Below are 20,489 nucleotides of genomic sequence, written 5' to 3' on the forward strand. Positions count from 1 at the left end.
ACCCCCAGCCACTTGCGGCTTGTCGTCGTCACGCACGCTGATGAACGCGGTACCGCCGGTTGGCAGCACTTCGCTGGCACCCATCTGGGCTTTGGCGAAGGCTTCACCGAAGCTGTCGCCGACACCCATGACTTCACCGGTGGATTTCATCTCAGGGCCGAGGATCGGGTCAACCCCTGGGAACTTGGCGAACGGGAAGACGGCTTCCTTGACGCTGTAGAAGTTCGGGATGATTTCCTGGGTGAAGCCCAGCTCTTTCAGGGTTTTGCCGGCCATGACGCGGGCCGCGATCATCGCCAGGGAAGTGCCGATGCACTTGGAGACGAACGGCACGGTACGCGAGGCGCGCGGGTTGACTTCGATCACGTAGATCTTGTCGCCCTGCAGGGCCAGCTGCACGTTCATCAGGCCGACAACGCCCAGCTCCAGGGCCATTTTCTTGACCTGTACGCGGACTTCGTCCTGCACTTCCTTGCTCAGCGAGTAAGGTGGCAGCGAGCACGCCGAGTCACCGGAGTGAACGCCGGCCTGTTCGATGTGCTGCATGATCGCGCCGATCACCACGTCGGTGCCGTCGCAGACCGCATCCACGTCCATCTCGATGGCGCAGTTGAGGAAGTGGTCGAGCAGCACCGGGCTGTCGTTGGAAACCTGTACCGCTTCACGCAGGTAGCGCTTGAGCTCGTCCAGCTCGTAGACGATCTCCATGGCACGGCCGCCCAGTACGTAGGACGGGCGCACGACCAGCGGGTAACCGATACCACCCGCGGCGCGGATGGCTTCGTCTTCGCTGCGCACGGTGGCGTTTGGCGGCTGCAGCAGGTTCAGGCGCTGAACCATCTGCTGGAAGCGCTCGCGGTCTTCGGCGCGGTCGATGGCGTCCGGGCTGGTACCGATGATCGGTACGCCGGCCTCTTCCAGGGCGCGAGCCAGTTTCAGCGGAGTCTGGCCACCGTAGTGGACGATGACGCCCTTCGGCTTCTCGACGCGGCAGACTTCCAGCACGTCTTCCAGGGTCAGCGGCTCGAAGTACAGGCGGTCGGAGGTGTCGTAGTCGGTGGAGACGGTTTCCGGGTTGCAGTTGACCATGATGGTCTCGTAACCGTCTTCACGCAGCGCCAGGGCCGCGTGCACGCAGCAGTAGTCGAACTCGATGCCCTGGCCGATACGGTTCGGGCCGCCACCCAGGATCATGATCTTGTCGCGGGTCGACGGGTTGGCCTCGCACTCTTCCTCATAGGTCGAGTACAGGTAGGCGGTGTCGGTGGCGAACTCGGCGGCGCAGGTGTCGACGCGCTTGTACACCGGGAACACTTCCAGCTTGTGGCGGTGACGACGCAGGTTCTTGTCGGTGATGCCGAGCAGCTTGGCCAGACGCTGGTCCGAGAAGCCCTTGCGCTTGAGGCGCAGCATGTAGTCCTTGTCGATGGCCGACAGGGCCAGGGTCTTGACCTTCTCTTCTTCCTTGATCAGATCTTCCATCTGAACCAGGAACCACATGTCGATGCCGGTCAGGGCGAAGATTTCTTCGCAGGTCATGCCCGAACGCATGGCGTCAGCCACGTACCAGATACGCTCGGCGCCCGGCACGGTCAGCTCGCGCTTGAGGATGCCGGCAGCTTCAGGGCTGGCCAGGTCGACTTTCGGATCGAGACCACAAGCACCGACTTCCAGGCCGCGCAGGGCTTTCTGCAGGGATTCCTGGAAGGTACGGCCGATGGCCATGACTTCACCCACGGATTTCATCTGGGTGGTCAGGCGGGCGTCGGCTTTCGGGAATTTCTCGAAGGCAAAGCGCGGCAGCTTGGTGACGACGTAGTCGATCGACGGCTCGAAGGAAGCCGGGGTGCGGCCGCCAGTGATGTCGTTCTGCAGTTCGTCGAGGGTGTAACCAATGGCCAGCTTGGCAGCGATCTTGGCGATCGGGAAGCCGGTGGCCTTGGAAGCCAGGGCGGACGAACGCGAAACGCGCGGGTTCATCTCGATCACGACCATGCGGCCAGTGTTCGGGCAGATACCGAACTGCACGTTGGAACCACCGGTTTCGACACCGATTTCACGCAGCACCGCCAGCGAGGCGTTGCGCATGATCTGGTATTCCTTGTCGGTCAGGGTCTGCGCTGGAGCAACGGTGATCGAGTCACCGGTGTGCACGCCCATCGGGTCGAAGTTCTCGATCGAGCAGACGATGATGCAGTTGTCCTTTTTGTCGCGGACCACTTCCATCTCGTACTCTTTCCAGCCGATCAGCGATTCGTCGATCAGCAGCTCTTTGGTCGGCGACAGGTCCAGACCGCGAGTGCAGATTTCTTCGAACTCTTCACGGTTGTAGGCAATACCACCACCGGTGCCGCCCATGGTGAACGACGGGCGAATGATGCACGGGAAGCCGAGCTTTTCGAGGACCGCATTGGCCTCTTCCATGCTGTGGGCGATACCGGAGCGCGGGCACTCCAGGCCGATGTCCTTCATCGCCTTGTCGAAGCGCGAACGGTCTTCAGCCTTGTCGATGGTGTCGGCGTTGGCGCCGATCATCTCTACGCCGAACTTCTCCAGAACGCCATGGCGCTCCAGGTCCAGGGCGCAGTTCAGTGCGGTCTGGCCACCCATGGTCGGCAGCACCGCGTCCGGGCGTTCTTTTTCGATGATCTTGGCCACCGACTGCCACTTGATCGGCTCGATGTAGGTAGCGTCGGCCATCGACGGGTCGGTCATGATGGTGGCTGGGTTGGAGTTCACCAGGATGACGCGGAAACCTTCCTCGCGCAGGGCTTTACAGGCCTGGGCGCCGGAGTAGTCGAATTCGCAGGCCTGGCCGATCACGATCGGGCCAGCGCCGAGAATCAGGATGCTTTTGATGTCTGTACGTTTTGGCATGGTTGTCACTCAAATCCGCGGGTCAGTCGGCAAGCCGTCTTGAACAATCTGGGTCAGGCGCTTCCGGGCGCGGCGCGAGCCGCCCCGGGGCCTTGATGCAGGATGCTCAGCGGCGCTTGGCCATGGCATCGGTGAAACGATCGAACAGTGGCGCGACGTCGGTCGGGCCTGGGCTCGCTTCAGGGTGGCCCTGGAAGCTGAACGCGCACTTGTCGGTGCGCTCGATGCCCTGCAGGGTACCGTCGAACAGCGACTTGTGGATGGCGCGGACATTGCCCGGCAGGGTAGCTTCGTCGACGGCGAAGCCGTGGTTCTGGCTGGTGATCATGACCACGCCGGTGTCCAGGTCCTGGACCGGGTGGTTGGCACCGTGGTGGCCATGGCCCATCTTGACGGTCTTGGCGCCGGAGGCCAGGGCCAGCAGCTGGTGGCCGAGGCAGATGCCGAATACCGGGATCTCGGTTTCAAGGATTTCCTTGATCGCCTGGATCGCGTAGTCGCATGGCTCGGGATCGCCAGGGCCGTTGGACAGGAACACGCCATCAGGGTTGAGGGCGAGCACTTCGCTGGCCGGAGTCTGGGCTGGCACCACGGTCACGCGGCAGCCACGGGCGACCAGCATGCGCAGGATGTTCAGCTTGACGCCGTAGTCGAAGGCAACCACGTGGTACGGCAGGTCGGCGGCTTCGATGGTCGGGTGGCTGTCGGTTTTCAGCTCCCACACGCTGGAGCGCCACTCGTAGCTTTCCTTGGTGGAAACGACCTTGGCCAGGTCCATGCCCTTCAGGCCTGGGAAGGCGCGGGCAGCGGCGATGGCGGCTTCTTCGCTGATGTTGTCACCGGCGAGGATGCAACCGTTCTGGGCGCCCTTTTCACGCAGGATACGGGTCAGGCGACGGGTGTCGATGCCAGCGATGGCGACGACATTGTTGGCCTTGAGGTACTCAGGCAGCGACTGGGTGTTACGCCAGTTGCTGGCCAGCAGCGGCAGGTCACGAATGACCAGGCCAGCGGACCAGACGCGGTTCGACTCGGCGTCTTCCGGCGTGGTGCCGGTGTTGCCGATGTGCGGGTAGGTCAGGGTAACGATTTGCTGCGCGTAGGAAGGGTCTGTAAGGATTTCCTGGTAGCCGGTCATAGCGGTGTTGAATACCACCTCACCAACGGTCTGACCGTCGGCACCAATGGCTTCACCGCGAAAAATACTGCCGTCGGCAAGGGCGAGTATGGCTGGCTTTGTCAAGAAGACCTCCCGTAAATCAAGCATGAAAGGGCGATCGCAGGTTGCAAAAAAGCGGAGTGACGTATGGACACGTCACCCCGCTTTTATGTGCTGAATTCAATTCGCTGCGCGCTTTTAGTGGACACACTAAAGCTGTAGCTTACAGAAAAGTGCGTTTTGGGTCTACCGTATATGTGTCTCTAAAACACATGATTGCGACAAGGGGCGCTTCGTACCCCATCGCTGGCAAGCCAGCTCCCACGAATACCCTGCAAACCTCAAGGCATGCGCCGTACCTGTGGGAGCCGGCTTGCCGGCGACAGGGCCATCAGCAACGCTACAAGACTCAGCGCAGCTCAAGCACATCCTGCATGTCATACAGGCCCGGCTCGCGACCCTCCAGCCACAGCGCCGCACGCACCGCACCCTTGGCAAAGGTCATGCGGCTGGACGCCTTGTGGGTGATCTCCACACGCTCGCCTTCTGCAGCGAACAGCACGGTATGGTCACCGACCACATCACCGGCACGCACCGTGGCAAAACCGATGGTCTGGCGCTCGCGTGCACCGGTCTGCCCTTCGCGACCGTAAACGGCCACTTCCTGCAGGTTACGGCCCAGGGCCTGGGCAACCACTTCACCCATGCGCAGCGCGGTACCCGACGGCGCATCGACCTTGTGCCGGTGATGCGCCTCAAGGATCTCGATGTCCACGTCATCACCCAGCACCCGTGCTGCGGTATCCAGCAGCTTCAGGCACAGGTTGACGCCAACGCTGAAGTTGGCCGCGAACACGATCGGGATTTCCTTGCCCGCTTCGACCAGCAGTTGCTTTTCCTCGGGCGTGAAGCCCGTGGTGCCGATCACCATGGCCTTGCCTGCCTTGCGGCAGAACGCCAGGTTCTTCAGGGTTACCGAAGGATGGGTGAAGTCGATCAGCACATCGAACTCTTCGGCCACCTTGGTCAGGTCGTCGGAGATCGGCACACCGATACGGCCCAGGGCCGCCAGCTCGCCTGCATCGGCGCCGACCAGCGAGCTGTCGGGGCGATCGACCGCGGCGGTCAAACCGGCCAGCGGTGCCTGTTGCTGCACGGCCTCGACGAGGGTCTTGCCCATCCGCCCAGCCGCGCCCATCACTGCAATACGTCGCATAGCCATTTCCTTATCAGAGATCGCCGAAGAAGCGCTTCACGCCATCGAACCAGCCACTGGCCTTTGGCGAGTGAGAGCTGTCGCCCTCGAGCGAATCACGCAGCTCTTCGAGCAGCTCGCGCTGACGACGGCTGAGGTTGACCGGGGTCTCGACCGCGACGCGGCACAGCAGGTCACCCGCACCACCGCCACGCACCGGCGCCACACCCTTGCCGCGCAGACGGAACTGCTTGCCGGTCTGGGTGCCTTCCGGGATTTTCAGCTTCACCCGACCATCCAGCGTCGGCACTTCCAGCTCACCACCCAGGGCAGCATCGGTGTAGCTGATCGGTACTTCGCAATACAGGTGCTTGCCGTCACGCTGGAAGATCTCGTGCTCGCGCACATTGATCACTACATACAGGTCGCCGGTCGGGCCACCGTGGGTGCCCGCCTCGCCTTCGCCAGACAGACGAATGCGGTCGCCAGTGTCGACGCCAGCCGGCACCTTGACCGACAGGGTCTTGTATTCCTCGACGCGACCTTCGCCGTGGCACGAGCCGCACGGGTCGGTGATGATCTTGCCTTGGCCATGGCAGCGCGGGCAGGTCTGCTGCACCGAGAAGAAGCCTTGCTGCATGCGCACCTGGCCGATACCGCCACAGGTCGGGCAAGTGGACGGGGTCGAGCCCTTCTTGGCGCCGGAGCCATCGCAGGGCTTGCAGTTGACCAGCGTGGGAACGCGGATATTGACCGTGGTGCCACGCACCGCTTCTTCCAGGTTCAACTCCAGGGTGTAGCGCAGGTCGCTGCCGCGCTGGGCGCCGCCACGCGAGCCGCCGCGGCCGCCACCGAAGAAATCACTGAAGACATCACCGAAGATGTCGGAGAAGTTGGCGCCGCCGAAGCCGGCACCACCGCCACCCATGCTCGGGTCGACGCCGGCATGACCGTACTGGTCGTATGCCGCGCGCTTGCTGGCATCGGACAGCACTTCGTAGGCCTCGTTGGCCTCCTTGAACTGCTCTTCCGACTCTTTGTCACCTGGGTTGCGGTCAGGGTGGTACTTCATCGCCAGGCGGCGATAGGCCTTTTTGAGATCACCTTCGCTGGCGCCACGCTCGACACCGAGGACCTCATAATAATCACGCTTTGCCATAGGTCATTGCACTCTTAGGGGCGTTCGGCATACCTCTGCGCTATGCGCTGTGCCGCAGCACCTGCCGCCCCGTGGGCCTTGACAGATGCTGTAAAAATTCTCGTATTCCAGACACACCAACGCGGGAGCAAGCCCCCGCGCGGCGACATCCTACCAGCTCACCGCCAAACGGCGGTGAGCTGGCCGACAACATGCAGGGATTACTGCTTGTTGTTGTCTTTTACTTCTTCGAACTCGGCGTCAACCACGTCATCGTGCTTGGCTTCCGGCTCGGCCTGCTGGGCGCCGCCCTGAGGCTGTTCAGCCTGCTGCTCGGCGTACATCTTCTGAGCAACCGGAGCCGAGACCTTCGACAGCTCTTCGACCTTGGCGTCGATGGCAGCCTTGTCGTCGCCTTTGACAGCGGCTTCCAGGGCAACCACGGCAGCCTCGATGGCAGTCTTCTCTTCGGCAGTGACCTTGTCACCGGCGTCAACGACCATCTTGCGGGTCGAGTGAACCAGCGCGTCACCCTGGTTACGGGCAGCGGCCAGCTCTTCGAACTTGCGGTCTTCCTCGGCGTTGGCCTCGGCGTCACGCACCATGCGCTCGATCTCTTCGTCCGACAGACCGGAGTTGGCCTTGATCACGATCGACTGAGTCTTGCCAGTAGCCTTGTCTTTCGCACCAACATGCAGGATGCCGTTGGCGTCGATGTCGAAGGTCACTTCGATCTGCGGAACACCACGTGGTGCTGGCGGAATGTCAGCCAGGTCGAACTTGCCCAGCGACTTGTTCTGCGCAGCCTGCTTACGCTCACCTTGCAGCACGTGAATGGTCACGGCGCCCTGGTTGTCGTCGGCAGTCGAGAACACCTGCGACTTCTTGGTCGGGATGGTGGTGTTCTTCTCGATCAGCGCAGTCATCACGCCGCCCATGGTTTCGATACCCAGGGTCAGCGGGCTGACGTCCAGCAGCAGTACGTCTTTCACGTCACCGGCCAGCACCGCGCCCTGAATGGCAGCACCCATGGCAACTGCTTCGTCCGGGTTGACGTCCTTACGTGCTTCCTTGCCGAAGAAGTCGGCAACGGCTTTCTGCACCATTGGCATACGGGTCTGACCGCCGACCAGGATCACGTCGTCGATCTTGCTCGCGTCGATGCCGGCATCTTTCAGGGCGATGCGGCAAGGCTCGATGGTACGGTTGACCAGGTCTTCGACCAGCGACTCCAGCTTGGCGCGGGAGATCTTCACGTTCAGGTGCTTAGGACCGGTGGCATCTGCAGTGATGTACGGCAGGTTGACGTCGGTCGACTGCGTGGACGACAGCTCGATCTTGGCCTTTTCAGCGGCTTCTTTCAGACGCTGCAGGGCCAGCGGATCGTTCTTCAGGTCCATGCCGGACTCTTTCTTGAACTCGTCGACGAGGTAGTCGATCAGGCGCATGTCGAAGTCTTCGCCACCCAGGAAGGTGTCGCCGTTGGTGGCCAGTACTTCGAACTGGTGCTCACCGTCGACTTCGGCGATTTCGATGACCGAGACGTCGAAGGTACCACCACCCAGGTCATAAACGATGACGGTGTGGTCGCCCTTGGCCTTGTCCATGCCGTAAGCCAGCGCAGCGGCGGTCGGCTCGTTGATGATACGTTTTACGTCCAGGCCCGCGATGCGGCCGGCGTCTTTGGTGGCCTGACGCTGGCTGTCGTTGAAGTAGGCCGGAACGGTGATGACCGCTTCGGTAACTGGCTCGCCGAGGTAGTCTTCGGCGGTCTTCTTCATTTTCTTCAGGACTTCGGCGCTGATCTGCGGCGGAGCCATTTCCTTGCCAGCAGCCTCGACCCAGGCGTCACCGTTGTTCGCCTTGACGATCTTGTAGGGCACCAGCTTGATGTCTTTCTGCACGACATCTTCTTCGAAGCGGCGGCCAATCAGGCGCTTCACTGCGAACAGGGTGTTGTGCGGGTTGGTCACAGCCTGGCGCTTGGCCGACTGACCGACCAGGATTTCGCCGTCATTGGCGTAGGCCACGATCGAAGGGGTGGTACGCGCACCTTCGGCGTTTTCGATGACCTTGACGTTACCGTTTTCCAGAATGGAGACGCACGAGTTGGTGGTCCCCAGGTCGATACCGATGATTTTGCCCATGTTTACTCTCCCGAAACTTGAATTTGGTAGCAGCGACTACGTTGGCCAACTGCGGAAATACTTGAAGGCTTGACACCTAGATGGGGATGCCCCAGCGGATTTCAAGCCTTCTCATCGATCGAAGGTTGCGCAGCGGCCGGCGCCTTGCTGACCACCACCATGGCGGGGCGCAGCAGGCGGCCGTTGAGCAGGTAGCCCTTCTGGAACACGTTCAGCACGCTGTTCGGCTCCAGCTCGGCGCTTTCCTGCATGGCCATCGCCTGGTGATGCTCGGCGTTGAACGGCTGGCCGTGCGGGTCGATGGCTTCGAGGTTGTAACGCTTGAGGGTGTCCTGGAACATCTTCAGGGTCAGTTCGACGCCTTCACGGATCTTCTTGACCTGCTCGTCTTCGGCACTGGAGTGGGCCAGGGCCAGTTCCAGGCTGTCGATCACCGGCAGCAGGTCGCCAGCGAACTTCTCCAAGGCGAACTTGTGCGCCTTTTCCACGTCCTGTTCGGCGCGGCGGCGGATGTTCTGCACCTCGGCAGCGGTACGCAGGGACTGATCCTTGGCGGCGGCCAGCTGCTCCTCGAGCACCTGCACGCGGGTACCGAGATCCTCTGCACCAGCCGCTTCGGCGTTAAGGTTTTCTTGATCCAGCTGTTCGTCAGCCATGGGGTCTCTCCTCCGTAATTTCTGTTGTACGAGCAAAGCTCGCCGTGTCTGCCGGCTATATGGGGCCGGAAAAAGCAGCTTCAAGGGGCAAGTGGCTTTTCCAGGCACACACAAAATCTGCCGGAGGGCATTGGCAGGGTCAAAAAAAGTACTGTATAAATAACCAGACTTGATCTTCGGGAGCCGCCCCCATGCTGGTGCACCTGTCCATTCACAACTACGCCATCGTCGAACACCTCGACCTCGAACTTGCCCGTGGCATGTCGGTCATCACAGGCGAGACCGGCGCCGGCAAATCGATCATGCTCGACGCCCTCGGCCTGGCCCTCGGCGACCGCGCCGACAGCGGCGTGGTGCGTCCGGGCGCCGACAAGGCGGACATCCTCGCCACCTTCGACCTGCTGGACATTCCCGAAGCACGCACCTGGCTGGCCGAGCGCGACCTGGACAACGACGGGCCGTGCATCCTGCGCCGCGTCATCACGGCCGAAGGCCGCAGCCGTGGCTACATCAACGGCACGCCCTGCCCCCTTGGCGACCTGAAGGCGCTCGGCGAGCTGCTGATCGACATCCACAGCCAGCATGAGCACCAGTCGCTGCTCAAGACCGACACCCACCGCCGCCTGCTCGACGAGTACGCGGGCGCCATCGACCTGGCTCGCCAGGTGCAGCTGGCGGCCAAGCGCTGGAACCAGACCCGCCTGGAACTGGAGCGCCTGTCCAACTCCGGTGACGAACAGCGCGCCCGCCACCAGCTGCTGAGCTACCAGCTGGAAGAACTGGACAACCTCGGCCTGGGCGAAAACGAGCTGGAGCAGCTGGAGCAGGAGCACAAGAACCTGACCAACGCCGAAGCCCTGTTCGGCATCTGCCGCCAGGTCATCGACCAATGCAGCGAGAGCGACTCGGGCAACGTGCTCAGCGCCCTGACCTCCAGCCTCAACCGCCTGGGCGCTGCGACCAATTCGCCCAAGGCACTGGGCGAGGCGTCAAACCTGATCGCCAGCGCACAGATCCAGATAGAAGAAGCGATGGGTGAGCTCAACCGCTTCCTCGACAATTTCGATGCCGACCCGATGCGCCTGCAAGCGCTCGAGGAACGCCTCGACACCATCTATACCCTGGCGCGCAAACACCGGGTGCACCCAACCGAGCTGCCGCACCTGCAGCAGCGGCTGATGGAAGAACTGGAAGGTCTGAATGCCAGCGATGAGTCGATCGAGCGGCTAGGTGAAGAGTTGGCGGCCTTCGCGCAGCATTACCAACAACGGGCCATCGAGCTGAGCGCCCTGCGCCAGCAGGCTGCACAGCAATTGGCGATTGCCGTGGAACAGGAAGTCCAGCGCCTGGGCATGCCGGGCGGGCGCTTCTGCATCGAGCTCACGCCTAACGAAGGCAGCGACCTTTCTCCCCACGGCCTGGAGCAGATCGAGCTGCTGGTCAGCGCCAACCCCGGGCAACCACTCAAGGGCCTGGCGAAGGTGGCTTCGGGTGGTGAATTGTCACGTATCAGCCTGGCGATCCAGGTCATCACCGCGCAAACCTCGCGTATTCCGACACTGGTGTTCGACGAGGTCGATGTCGGCATCGGCGGGCCGACTGCCGAGATCGTCGGACAGCTGCTGCGCCGGCTGGGCGAGCGCGGACAGGTGCTGACCGTGACCCACCTGCCGCAGGTGGCCGCGCAAGGGCATCATCATTTATTCGTGCACAAGGTGCGCAAGAGCGACACCACCCATACCGCAGTGGCCAGCCTGGGCAAGCGCGAGCGGGTCGAGGAAGTGGCGCGCATGCTGGGTGGCATTGATTTGACCAAGGAATCGTTGGCCCATGCGCGCAAGATGGTGGTGTCTGGCAAGGTTTGAGGGTGCCTGTACTGGCCCTATCGCTGGCAAGCCAGCTCCTACAGGTACAGCGCATGCCTTGAAGTCTGCGGGGTACCTGTAGGAGCTGGCTTGCCAGCGATAGGGCCATTACAACCTATACACATCCCAGTCAGCCCAGAAAGCACAAAGGCGACCCTAGGGTCGCCTTCGCTATTCATAACGATCTAAATCGTTACTTTTTCTTACGCACATACAGGACCAGGTTATGGTCCACCAACTCGTAGCCATGCTCGGCCACGATCTCCTTCTGACGCCGCTCGATTTCGGCATCCATGAATTCGATCACTTCGCTGGTCTCCACGTTGACCATATGGTCGTGGTGGCCGCCGTCCGCCAGCTCGAACACCGCGTGACCGCCATCGAAGTTGTGACGCACTACCAAACCCGCCGCTTCGAACTGGGTCAGCACGCGATAGACGGTTGCCAGACCGACATCCTCGCCAGCCTCCATCAGCGCCTTGTAGACATCCTCGGCGCTCATGTGACGTTGCTCGGTCGAATCGAGCATCTGTAGGATCTTGACTCGAGGCAGGGTCACCTTGAGACCGGCTTTGCGCAATTCGCTATTTTCAACCATGGTCAGCTTTCTCGCCGATGCTGCTTCGCAGCTTCTCTTAATACGGGTATGATCGGGGTTTACGTTGTCCAGCCAAGATAGTGGAAGTCGCCCACCGATGCAAAACACCAAGCTCTTGCTAACCAGCCTCACCCTAGTGGGACTGCTCGCACTCGCCGGTTGCTCGTTTCCCGGGGTTTACAAAATCGACATCCAGCAGGGCAATGTCGTTACGCAAGACATGATAGACCAATTACGCCCCGGAATGACCCGCCGGCAAGTAAGGTTTATCATGGGCAACCCGCTGATTCAGGATACGTTCAACACCAACCGTTGGGACTACCTGTACAGTTTGCAGCCAGGTGGCGGACAACGCCAGCAAGAACGCATGAGTATCTTCTTCAACGACAGCGACCAACTGGTCAGCCTGTCCGGAGACTTCATGCCTGGCGTGAGCCGCGACCAGGAAATCCTGGGTGGCAGCAGCGACACCACGGTCAGCCCGACGACCCAGTCCGAGCAGCCCGCGCCGCAACCTGAACAACCAGAGAAGCCCGCCAAACCAGGCTCGGTGGAAGAATCCATCCAGCGCGAAATCGACACCATCGAGACCACTCCGGTGCCGACCCCCGCTCCGCTGGAAACCTCGCCGCAGTAAATGCAGGCGACATGAAAAAGCCCGGACGAGTCCGGGCTTTTTTGTGCGCGCCTGTTTTAGTGGCGATCAGGCATGGAGCTGCTTGGCCCGCTGGCAGAACGCGTCTACCAGGGTATTGGCCGCCTGGTTGAACAGTGGCCCCAGGGTGGCCCGCACGATGGGCCCGGCATAATCGAAGGACAGGTCCAGGCTGATCTTGCAGGCCTTTTCACCCAGTGGCTTGAACACCCACACGCCATGCAGCTGAGTGAACGGCCCCTCTTCCAGGTTCATCTCGATGGACTGCCCCGGGACCAGCACATTGCGCGTGACGAAATGCTGGCTCATGCCGCCCTTGGCCACCTCCAGCTTGGCGCGCATGTGCGTTTCGCTGGCTTCGATCACCGTCGAGGCCGAACACCAGGGCAGGAATTTCGGGTAGCTGGCCACATCGTTGACCAGATCGTAAAGCGCCTGGGCAGGGTACGGCAGCAGGGCGGAGCGTTGAATATGGGTAGTCATCCAGGCGTCACTTCCAAGGCTGGGTGGCGGCGCTTCGCAGCGTGCCGAAAACAGGTTCTGTGCGTATGACAGGGCTGTATTGTCCGGTATTCAATGCAGTGGCTCAAGCACACCGAAATCCCATAGCCGACGACGCTGTGACTTGCCTATAATGCCGCCCCTATGGCTAAGCAAAAGAAACATCCGACCGGGACCATCGCGCAAAACAAGAAAGCGCGACACGATTACTTCATCGAACACAAGTTCGAGGCCGGACTGGTCCTGTCCGGTTGGGAAGTAAAAAGCCTGCGGGCCGGCAAGGCGCACCTGACCGACAGCTACGTGCTGCTCAAGGATGGCGAAGCCTGGCTGTTCGGCAGCCACATCACCCCGCTGACCACCGCCAGCACCCACGTCATCGCCGACCCGATCCGTAGTCGCAAGCTGCTGCTGAACAAGCGCGAGCTCGAGCGCGTGGAAGCGGCGGTGGCGCAAAAGGGCTACACCTGCGTGGCCCTGGCGCTGTACTGGAGCAAGCACCTGATCAAGTGCGAGATCGCGCTGGGCAAGGGCAAGAAGGAATTCGACAAGCGCGACACTGTGCGCGAACGCGATTCCAACCGCGAGCTGCAGCGTGCGGTGCGCAACAAGGGCAAGGAAGAGTAAGACTTCCTTAGCCTGCTCGGGCCTCTTCGCGGGGCAAGCCCGCTCCCACAGGAATAGCGTTGAACACAGGTTCGGCGCTATTCCTGTGGGAGCGGGCTTGTCCCGCGAAAGGGCCAGTACATATACAACACCACACTAGCGCCCGCTGCGCCGCTCCGCCCGCGCCACCCGCTGCGCCTCGTCCTGCGCCTCTTCCAGCACCTCCTGCACATACAGAATGTGCCGGCTGGACACCTCCCGCGCATCCTCCGCCCTGCCCTCGACAATCGCCAGGTACAACTCGCGGTGCTGACTGATCAGCATGTCGCGCGTCTCGGTACGCTGCTGGTACATGCCACCAATGTTGGTCACCACATTGCGCTTGAGCAGGTCGAACAACCCGCGAATGGTATGCAGCAAAACGGCATTGTGGCTGGCCTCGGCAATCGCCAGGTGAAACCGCGCATCCGCCGCCCCCTCCTCCGCACGCGTTACCTCGTCCGCCCGTGAATAGCAGTCCTGCAAGGTATCGAAAGCCGCTTTCAGCCGAACACGATCGGGCTCGGTGGCGCGCTGGGCCGCGTAATAAGCGCAGGAAGCTTCGAGGGTATGACGAAACTCCAGCAGATCACGCTGCGCCTCGGGGCTGTGCTCGAGCAACTGCAACAGCGGATCACTGAACGTCGAGCCCAGCGACTCGGCCACATAGTTGCCGCCACCCTGGCGACTGACCAGCAAGCCCTTGGCCACCAGCTTCTGAATCGCCTCGCGCAGTGACGGGCGCGACACCCCGAACTGTTCGGCAAGGGCGCGCTCGGCCGGCAGCCGCTGCCCGGAGGTCAGCGTGCCTTCGAGAATCATCCCTTCCAACCGATCGACGATGTCGTCGGACAGGCGCCGTTGGCGGACCTGATCAAAAACCATCACATGCTCTCCACAAACCCCCGGCAGATTTCAGGGGGCGCCTATTCTCGCCGATCCGGCCCACGCCAGCACCCATCAGCCACGGATTTTCCCGGGCGATCAGCCAGCCATTCATCGGCACGCGACCAAAGTTTTGCGCGGGACAAATTGACACACCGACAAGCGCGCTTTTAACCTAGCGACCAGACATTGTAAATTGGTCTTACCAATTATCCAATGCCAGTGCGAACACCAACAACAATTAGGGGCCACCCCATATGCAAACCTGGCAACAACTCTATTCCCCGCTTGGTAGTCTTGGTCTGTCCGCACTGGCGGCGGTCATCCCTATCGTGTTCTTCTTCCTCGCCCTCGCCGTGTTCCGCCTCAAAGGCCACGTCGCCGGCAGCATCACCCTGGGCCTGTCGATCCTGGTGGCGATCTTCGCCTTCCAGATGCCTGTCGACATGGCCCTCGCCGCCGCGGGCTACGGCTTCCTCTACGGCCTCTGGCCGATTGCCTGGATCATCGTTGCCGCGGTGTTCCTGTACAAACTCACGGTCAAGAGCGGCCAGTTCGAAGTGATCCGCAGCTCGGTGCTGTCGATCACCGACGACCAGCGCCTGCAGGTACTGCTGATCGGCTTCTGCTTCGGTGCCTTCCTCGAAGGCGCTGCCGGCTTCGGCGCCCCGGTGGCCATCACCGCTGCACTGCTGGTGGGCCTGGGCTTCAACCCGCTGTACGCCGCCGGCCTGTGCCTGATCGCCAACACCGCACCGGTGGCCTTCGGCGCCCTGGGCATCCCGATCATCGTGGCCGGCCAGGTCACCGGCATCGACGCCTTCCACATCGGCGCCATGACCGGCCGCCAGCTGCCACTGCTGTCGCTGTTCGTGCCGTTCTGGCTGGTGTTCATGATGGACGGCCTGCGCGGCGTCAAGGAAACCTGGCCCGCAGCGCTGGTCGCCGGCCTGAGCTTCGCCGTGACCCAGTACTTCACGTCCAACTTCATCGGCCCTGAGCTGCCGGACATCACCTCGGCCCTGGCCAGCCTCATCTGCCTCACCCTGTTCCTGAAAGTGTGGCAGCCCAAGCGCTCGTTCGCCGAAGCCAAGGGCAGCGTCGGCGCCGCCGTCGTGCAACCGAGCGGCAGCCAGCCGACCCCGTACAGCTTCGGCGAGATCTTCAAGGCCTGGTCGCCATTCCTGATCCTCACCGTACTGGTCACCATCTGGACCCTGAAACCGTTCAAGGCGGCCTTCGCGCCAGGCGGCGCGATGTACAACTTCGTGTTCAACTTCGCCATCCCGCACCTTGACCAACTGGTGATCAAGACCGCCCCGATCGTCACCGCGCCGACCGCCATGCCAGCGGTGTTCAAGCTCGACCCGATCTCCGCCACCGGCACCGCGATCTTCCTCTCCGCGCTGATCTCCATGGCGGTGTTGAAGATCAACTTCAAAACTGGTCTGACCACTTTCAAGGAAACCTTCTGGGAGCTGCGCTGGCCAATCCTGTCGATCGGCATGGTGTTGGCGTTCGCCTTCGTCACCAACTACTCGGGCATGTCTTCGACCATGGCCCTGGTACTGGCCGGCACCGGCGCCGCGTTCCCGTTCTTCTCGCCGTTCCTCGGCTGGCTGGGCGTGTTCCTGACCGGCTCGGACACCTCGTCCAACGCCCTGTTCAGCTCGCTGCAGGCCACCACCGCGCACCAGATCGGGGTCAACGACACCCTGCTGGTGGCCGCCAACACCAGCGGCGGCGTGACCGGCAAGATGATTTCGCCACAGTCCATCGCCGTGGCCTGCGCCGCCACCGGCCTGGTCGGCAAGGAATCGGACCTGTTCCGCTTCACCGTCAAGCACAGCCTGTTCTTCGCCACCATCGTCGGCCTGATCACCCTGGTCCAGGCTTACTGGCTGACCGGCATGCTGGTTCATCACTAAAGTGAAAGGGGCCGGGCGCCCGAGCGCGCCTGGCATCTCCTTCAACCCACGCTGCGAGAATCCATGATCATTTCCGCCTCCACCGACTATCGCGCCGCGGCCCAACGCAAGCTGCCCCCGTTCCTCTTCCACTACGCCGACGGCGGCGCCTACGCCGAGCACACCCTGCGCCACAACGTCTCGGACCTGGCCAGCATCGCCCTGCGCCAGCGCGTGCTGAAGAACATGTCCGAGCTGAGCCTGGAAACCAAGCTGTTCGACGAAACCCTGAGCATGCCCGTGGCCCTGGCCCCGGTCGGCCTCACCGGCATGTACGCCCGCCGTGGCGAAGTGCAGGCGGCGCGTGCAGCGGCAGCCCATGGCATTCCGTTCACCATGTCGACCGTCTCGGTCTGCCCGATCGAAGAAGTCGCGCCCGCCATCAACCGGCCGATGTGGTTCCAGCTGTACGTGCTCAAGGACCGCGGCTTCATGCGCAATGCCCTTGAGCGAGCCAAGGCCGCCGGCGTGAAAACCCTGGTGTTCACCGTCGACATGCCGGTGCCCGGCGCCCGCTACCGCGACGCCCACTCCGGCATGAGCGGTGCCAACGGGCCGATGCGCCGCGTGCTGCAGGCCATGACCCACCCCGAATGGGCCTGGGACGTTGGCGTGATGGGCCGCCCGCATGACCTGGGCAACATCTCCAAGTACCGTGGCAACCCCACGGGCCTGGCCGACTACATCGGCTGGCTGGGGAACAACTTCGACCCGTCGATTTCCTGGAAGGACCTGGAGTGGATCCGCGAATTCTGGGACGGCCCGATGATCATCAAGGGCATCCTCGACGCCGACGACGCCCGTGACGCGGTCAAGTTCGGTGCCGACGGCATCGTCGTCTCCAACCACGGCGGCCGCCAGCTCGACGGCGTGCTGTCCAGCGCCCGCGCCCTGCCGGCAATTGCCGACGCGGTGAAAGGCGACCTGAAGATCCTCGCCGACTCCGGCATCCGCAGCGGCCTCGACGTGGTGCGCATGATCGCCCTGGGCGCCGACACTGTGCTGATCGGCCGCGCCTTCCTCTGGGCCCTGGCCGTGCACGGCCAGGCCGGGGTGAAGAACCTGCTCGAGCTGTTCGAGAAGGAAATGCGCGTGGCCATGGTGCTGACCGGCGCCAAGTCGATCAGCGAGATCAGCCGCGACTCGCTGGTCCGCGAACTGGGCGCCTGAGCGCCCGCCACACCACCGCCTGAATGACCGGGGCACACGGCGCGCCAGACGCCGTGGCCCCGCGAGGAGATTGCATGAGCCTGCCCGCCGCGTTCCTGCGTGATGTCGAGCACCTGATTCCCGCCGAACGCCGCTTCGACGACCCGACCTCGACATTGGCCTTCGGCACCGATGCCAGTTTCTACCGGCTGATCCCCAAGCTGGTGGTGCGCGTCGAGTCCGAAGACGAAGTGGTCGGCCTGATCCAGCTGGCCCAGCGCGAGCGCGTGCCGGTCACCTTCCGCGCCGCCGGCACCAGCCTCTCCGGCCAGGCCATCAGCGACTCGGTGCTGATCGTGCTCGGCGACAACTGGGGCGGTAAAGAGATTCGCGGCGAGGGCGAGCAGATCCGCCTGCAGCCCGGCGTGATCGGCGCCCAGGCCAACGCCTGGCTGGCCCCCTACGGGCGCAAGATCGGCCCGGACCCGGCGTCGATCAACGCCTGCAAGATCGGCGGCATTGTCGCCAACAATGCCAGCGGCATGTGCTGCGGCACCGCACAGAACACCTACCACACCCTCGCCGGCCTGCGCCTGGTGCTGGCCGACGGCACCCGCCTCGACAGTGAAGACCCGGTCAGCGTCGCCGCCTTCGAGAAGAGCCACGCCGTCCTGCTCGAATCGCTGGCCCGCCTGGGTCGTGAAACCCGCGCCAATACCCAACTGGCCGACCGCATCCGGCACAAATACCGGCTGAAGAACACCACAGGTCTGTCACTCAACGCGCTGGTGGACTACGACCGGCCGCTGGATATCCTGCAGCACCTGCTGGTCGGTTCCGAAGGCACCTTGGGCTTCATCAGTGCCGTCACCTACGACACCGTGCCCGATCACCCGCACAAGGCCAGCGCGCTGCTGGTATTCCCCAGCGTGGAAAGCTGCTGCCGCGCCGTCACCGTGCTCAAGCGCCAGCCCGTGTCGGCGGTAGAGCTGCTGGACCGCCGCAGCCTGCGCTCGGTGCAGAACATGCCGGGCATGCCGCTGTGGGTAAAAGGCCTGTCGGACAACGCCTGCGCCCTGCTGATCGAGTCCCGCGCCGCCAGTCAGAGTTTGCTGCACGAGCAACTGCACCAGGTCATGGCATCCATCGCCGAATACCCGCTGGAACAGAAAGTCGATTTCAGCGAAGACCCGGTGGTGTACAACCAGCTGTGGAAAATCCGCAAGGACACCTTCCCCGCGGTCGGCGCCGTGCGCCAGACCGGCACCACGGTGATCATCGAAGACGTGACCTTCCCCATCGAGCAGCTGGCCGAGGGCGTCAATCGCCTGATCCAGCTGTTCGACAAGCACCACTATGACGAAGCGATCATCTTCGGCCATGCCCTGGAGGGCAACCTGCACTTCGTTTTCACCCAGGGCTTCAACAGCGCCGAGGAAGTCGCGCGTTACAAGGCCTTCATGGACGACGTGGCGCAGCTGGTGGCCGTGGAGTTCGGCGGCTCGCTCAAGGCCGAGCACGGCACCGGCCGCAACATGGCGCCGTTCGTGGAGTTGGAGTGGGGGCACGATGCCTACCAACTGATGTGGGCGCTCAAGCGCCTGCTCGACCCCAACGGCATCCTCAACCCCGACGTGGTGCTGAGCGAAGACCCAGACATCCACCTGAAAAACCTCAAGCCGCTGCCCGCTGCCGACGAGATCGTCGACAAGTGCATCGAATGCGGCTTCTGCGAACCGGTCTGCCCGTCCAAGGGCCTGACCCTCAGCCCCCGCCAGCGCATCGTGATGTGGCGTGACATCCAGGCCAAGAAACGCGCCGGCATCGATACCCGCGAACTGCTGCAGACCTACCAGTACCAAGGCATCGACACCTGCGCCGCCACCGGCCTGTGCGCTCAGCGCTGCCCGGTGGGCATCAACACCGGCGAGCTGGTGAAGAAACTGCGCAGCCAGGCGGCCGAGCATGGCAAGGCCGCCGACTGGCTGGCCGAGCACTTCCACACCGCACTGAGCGGCGCTCGCCTGACCCTCACTGCCGCCAACACCGCCCGCAAATTGCTGGGCGCCCCGCGCCTGGGCCGCGTGAGCGCGACCTTGAGCAAGGTCAGCAAAGGTCGCCTGCCGCAATGGACCCCGGCCATGCCGCAGCCCCTGCGCAGCATCGACTTCGGCCCGGCAAGCAACGACGCCCGGCCACGGGTGGTGTACCTGGCCGCCTGCGTATCGCGGGTGATGGGCCCCGCCTATGCCGACCGCGAGCAAAGCTCACTGCTCGACAAGACCCGCGCCCTGCTGGAGAAAGCCGGCTATCAGGTGGTGTTCCCCGACAACGCCGACAGCCTGTGCTGCGGCCAGCCGTTCGCGTCCAAGGGCTACCCCGAGCAGGCCGAGCACAAGCGCCAGGAACTGATCAACGCGCTGCTGCACGCCAGCCGCGGCGGGCTTGATCCGATCTATTGCGACACCAGCCCCTGTACCCTGCGGTTGGTGCAGGATCTGGGCGACACTCGGCTGGATCTGTACGACCCGGTGCGCTTCATCCGCACCCATCTGGTGGACAAGCTGGAGTTCACCCCGCAGGACGAACCGGTGGCCGTGCATGTGACCTGCAGTACCCAGCACCTTGGCGAGAGTCAGGCGCTGATTGACCTGGCGCGGCGGTGCAGCAAGCAGGTGGTGATTCCGGAAGGGATTCACTGTTGTGGGTTTGCGGGGGACAAGGGGTTTACCACGCCGGAGCTGAATGCGCATTCGCTGCGGAGCCTGAAGGATGCGGTGCAGTTTTGCAGTGAAGGGATTTCTACCAGCCGGACGTGTGAGATTGGGTTGTCCAGCCATAGCGGGATCGACTATCACGGCCTGGTCTACCTGGTAGACCGCGTTACCCGCCCGCGCACTATTTGAAATTGGGAGATGGCTTGAGGGTGCCTGGCGATAGTTTTTCGGCGCCCTCAAGATCGAGCGCCGCCCGCGCGGCGCATCGCGAGCAAGCTCGCTCCTACATTTGTTGCAACGTACCTATGCCTGATAGGCCATGGTTGTCAGCCTTG

General features: G+C 62.8%; 15 protein-coding genes. 6 read left to right on the forward strand and 9 right to left on the reverse strand.

What is annotated here, in order from left to right; genetic code table 11:
* The 6 genes from carB to grpE form a co-directional block, all read right to left on the reverse strand.
* On the reverse strand, positions 1 to 2,877 hold a 2,877-nt coding region (gene carB / locus PMI38_RS16705), incomplete at its 3' end, for a carbamoyl-phosphate synthase large subunit (RefSeq protein WP_008096223.1).
* A gap of 106 nt (positions 2,878 to 2,983) precedes the next feature.
* On the reverse strand, positions 2,984 to 4,120 hold the full coding sequence (gene carA / locus PMI38_RS16710) for a glutamine-hydrolyzing carbamoyl-phosphate synthase small subunit (protein WP_008096226.1): 1,137 nt from the start codon (positions 4,118 to 4,120) through the stop codon (positions 2,984 to 2,986).
* Positions 4,121 to 4,445: 325 nt separating this feature from the next.
* Entirely contained in the window at positions 4,446 to 5,252 is an 807-nt protein-coding gene (gene dapB, locus PMI38_RS16715; RefSeq protein WP_008096228.1) for a 4-hydroxy-tetrahydrodipicolinate reductase, read from the reverse strand.
* Positions 5,253 to 5,265: 13 nt separating this feature from the next.
* Positions 5,266 to 6,390, reverse strand: coding sequence for a molecular chaperone DnaJ (gene dnaJ, locus PMI38_RS16720; protein WP_008096229.1), 1,125 nt, complete (start codon positions 6,388 to 6,390; stop codon positions 5,266 to 5,268).
* 200 nt (positions 6,391 to 6,590) lie between these two features.
* On the reverse strand, positions 6,591 to 8,516 hold the full coding sequence (gene dnaK / locus PMI38_RS16725; RefSeq protein ID WP_008096230.1) for a molecular chaperone DnaK: 1,926 nt from the start codon (positions 8,514 to 8,516) through the stop codon (positions 6,591 to 6,593).
* 101 nt (positions 8,517 to 8,617) lie between these two features.
* Positions 8,618 to 9,172, reverse strand: coding sequence for a nucleotide exchange factor GrpE (gene grpE / locus PMI38_RS16730; protein WP_008096232.1), 555 nt, complete (start codon positions 9,170 to 9,172; stop codon positions 8,618 to 8,620).
* A gap of 191 nt (positions 9,173 to 9,363) precedes the next feature.
* Between grpE and recN the strand changes: the two genes are divergently transcribed.
* Positions 9,364 to 11,037: a DNA repair protein RecN gene (recN, locus tag PMI38_RS16735; RefSeq protein WP_008096234.1), complete on the forward strand. Its 1,674-nt coding sequence runs from the start codon at positions 9,364 to 9,366 to the stop codon at positions 11,035 to 11,037.
* Between the two features lie 193 nt (positions 11,038 to 11,230).
* Here recN and fur read toward each other — a convergent pair whose 3' ends face one another.
* Positions 11,231 to 11,635: a ferric iron uptake transcriptional regulator gene (fur, locus tag PMI38_RS16740; protein WP_008096237.1), complete on the reverse strand. Its 405-nt coding sequence runs from the start codon at positions 11,633 to 11,635 to the stop codon at positions 11,231 to 11,233.
* Positions 11,636 to 11,732: 97 nt separating this feature from the next.
* Here fur and bamE point away from each other — a divergent pair, with 97 nt between their 5' ends.
* Positions 11,733 to 12,272, forward strand: a complete 540-nt coding sequence (gene bamE / locus PMI38_RS16745; protein ID WP_008096238.1) for an outer membrane protein assembly factor BamE — start codon at positions 11,733 to 11,735, stop codon at positions 12,270 to 12,272.
* A 66-nt stretch (positions 12,273 to 12,338) separates the two neighbouring features.
* Here bamE and PMI38_RS16750 read toward each other — a convergent pair whose 3' ends face one another.
* On the reverse strand, positions 12,339 to 12,773 hold the full coding sequence (locus tag PMI38_RS16750; protein ID WP_008096240.1) for a type II toxin-antitoxin system RatA family toxin: 435 nt from the start codon (positions 12,771 to 12,773) through the stop codon (positions 12,339 to 12,341).
* A 162-nt stretch (positions 12,774 to 12,935) separates the two neighbouring features.
* Here PMI38_RS16750 and smpB point away from each other — a divergent pair, with 162 nt between their 5' ends.
* Complete coding sequence (smpB, locus tag PMI38_RS16755) at positions 12,936 to 13,418, forward strand: SsrA-binding protein SmpB (RefSeq protein ID WP_008096242.1); 483 nt, start codon at positions 12,936 to 12,938, stop codon at positions 13,416 to 13,418.
* 135 nt (positions 13,419 to 13,553) lie between these two features.
* On the opposite strand, the gene PMI38_RS16760 is transcribed toward smpB, so the two are convergent.
* Positions 13,554 to 14,321, reverse strand: coding sequence for a GntR family transcriptional regulator (locus tag PMI38_RS16760; RefSeq protein ID WP_008096244.1), 768 nt, complete (start codon positions 14,319 to 14,321; stop codon positions 13,554 to 13,556).
* A 257-nt stretch (positions 14,322 to 14,578) separates the two neighbouring features.
* Here PMI38_RS16760 and PMI38_RS16765 point away from each other — a divergent pair, with 257 nt between their 5' ends.
* The 3 genes from PMI38_RS16765 (at position 14,579) to PMI38_RS16775 (ending at position 20,343) form a co-directional block, all read left to right on the forward strand.
* Positions 14,579 to 16,249 carry a lactate permease LctP family transporter gene (locus PMI38_RS16765; RefSeq protein ID WP_008096245.1) on the forward strand — a complete coding sequence of 557 codons (1,671 nt, stop codon included), beginning with the start codon at positions 14,579 to 14,581 and terminating at the stop codon, positions 16,247 to 16,249.
* 63 nt (positions 16,250 to 16,312) lie between these two features.
* Positions 16,313 to 17,458 (forward strand): FMN-dependent L-lactate dehydrogenase LldD, encoded by a 1,146-nt coding sequence (lldD, locus tag PMI38_RS16770; protein WP_008096246.1) that lies wholly within the window; start codon positions 16,313 to 16,315, stop codon positions 17,456 to 17,458.
* Between the two features lie 74 nt (positions 17,459 to 17,532).
* Complete coding sequence (locus PMI38_RS16775; protein ID WP_008096247.1) at positions 17,533 to 20,343, forward strand: FAD-binding and (Fe-S)-binding domain-containing protein; 2,811 nt, start codon at positions 17,533 to 17,535, stop codon at positions 20,341 to 20,343.
* The last annotated feature ends 146 nt before the right edge of the window (positions 20,344 to 20,489 follow it).

The organism is Pseudomonas sp. GM84 (genome assembly GCF_000282535.1).
Taxonomy (GTDB): Bacteria; Pseudomonadota; Gammaproteobacteria; order Pseudomonadales; family Pseudomonadaceae; genus Aquipseudomonas.